Below are 1,943 nucleotides of genomic sequence, written 5' to 3' on the forward strand. Positions count from 1 at the left end.
GACAACGTCCTTTCGTACCTGGAGGAACAGCGCCGCGCCTGCGGGCACGTGCCGGACGACCGGACCGTGGTCGTCGAGCGGTTCCGCGACGAGCTGGGCGACTGGCGCGTCGTCGTCCACTCGCCCTTCGGCGCCCAGGTGCACGCGCCCTGGGCGCTGGCGCTCGGCGCCCGGCTCACCGAGCGGTACGGCATGGACGCCCAGGTCATGCACGCCGACGACGGCATCGTGCTGCGCCTGCCCGACGCCGAACTCATGGGCCTGGACCTGCTCGACGCCGATCCCGCCGCGCCGGGCGCCTCCTACGACGCCGAGCAGTCGCCGGTCGGGGCCACCGACATCACCTTCGACAAGGAGGAGATCGACCGGATCGTCACCGACGAGGTCGGCGGCTCGGCACTGTTCGCCTCCCGCTTCCGGGAGTGCGCCGCCCGCGCCCTGCTGCTGCCGCGCCGCAGTCCCGGCAAGCGCACGCCGCTGTGGCAGCAGCGCCAGCGCGCCTCCCAGCTGTTGCAGGTGGCCGGCGAGTTCGGCTCGTTCCCGATCATTCTGGAGGCCGTCCGCGAGTGTCTCCAGGACGTCTTCGACGTCCCCGGTCTGACCGAGCTGATGGGCGACATCGAGGCCCGCAGGGTCCGGCTCGTCGAAGTCACCACGCCCGAGCCGTCCCCGTTCGCCCGCTCGCTGCTCTTCGGCTACGTCGCCCAGTTCCTCTACGAGGGCGACTCCCCGCTCGCCGAGCGCCGGGCGGCCGCGCTGTCCCTCGACTCCCGGCTCCTGGCCGAACTGCTGGGCCAGGCCGAGCTGCGCGAGCTGCTCGACGCCGACGTGCTGGCCGAGCTGGAGCGCGAACTGGCCTGGCTGACCGAGGACCGCCGCGTCAAGGACGCCGAAGGGGTCGCCGATCTGCTGCGGCTGCTGGGCCCCCTCACCGACGAGGAGCTGGCCGAGCGGGGGGCCGAGCCACCGTGGGCGCGGGAGCTCGGCGACGCCCGCCGCGCCCTGCGCGTCCGGATCGCCGGGCGGGAGCACTGGGCGGCCATCGAGGACGCCGGACGGCTCCGCGACGCCCTGGGCACGGCGCTGCCCGTCGGCGTGCCCGAGGCCTTCACCGAGCCCGTGAAGGATCCGCTCGGCGACCTCCTCGCCCGCTACGCCCGCACCCACGGCCCGTTCACCTCGGCCCAGGCCGCCGCCCGCTTCGGCCTGGGCACCGCCGTGACGGACGGCGCGCTGCACCGCCTCGCCGCGAACGGCCGCATCGTCCAGGGCGAGTTCCATCCCGCCGGCATGGGCCAGGAGTGGTGCGACGCCGCGGTCCTGCGCCGGCTGCGCCGCCGTTCCCTGGCGGCCCTCCGGCACGAGCTGGAACCGGTGCCGCCCGCCACGCTCGCCGCGTTCCTGCCCCAGTGGCAGCACGTCGGCGACCACAGCCTGCGCGGCATCGACGGACTGGTGCGCGCCATCGAGCAGTTGCAGGGCGCGCCCGTCCCCGCCTCCGCGCTGGAGAAGCTCGTCCTGCCCGCGCGCGTCGCGGACTACTCCCCCGCGATGCTCGACGAACTCACGGCCGCGGGCGAGGTCGTGTGGGCGGGCGCCGGGGCGCTGCCCGGCAAGGACGGCTGGGTGTCGCTGCTGCTCACGGACGCCGCGCCGCTGCTGCTCCACCCCCCGCACCCGCTGGAGCTCTCGCCCGTCCACCAGGCCGTGCTGGACGCCCTGTCGGGGGGCTACGGCCTGTTCTTCCGTCAGATCGCCGAACGGGTCCGGGCGGCGGACCCGTCCCTCGACGGCTCGGCGGCCTCGGACGCCCTGATCGCGGACGCGCTCTGGGACCTGGCCTGGTCGGGCCGGCTCACCAATGACACGCCGGCGCCGCTGCGCGCGCTCCTCGGCTCCGGCCGCACGGCCGGCTCGACCGCCCACCGCGCCCGGCGCGCGGT

General features: G+C 75.6%; 1 pseudogene. It reads left to right on the forward strand.

Annotation, left to right across the window (positions count from 1 at the left end):
- A pseudogene (locus tag AB0K09_RS33040) lies at nt 1-1,943 on the forward strand (DEAD/DEAH box helicase); the annotation flags it as partial.

It is taken from the genome of Streptomyces sp. NPDC049577, assembly GCF_040675635.1.
In the GTDB taxonomy this organism is placed as follows: domain Bacteria; phylum Actinomycetota; class Actinomycetes; order Streptomycetales; family Streptomycetaceae; genus Streptomyces.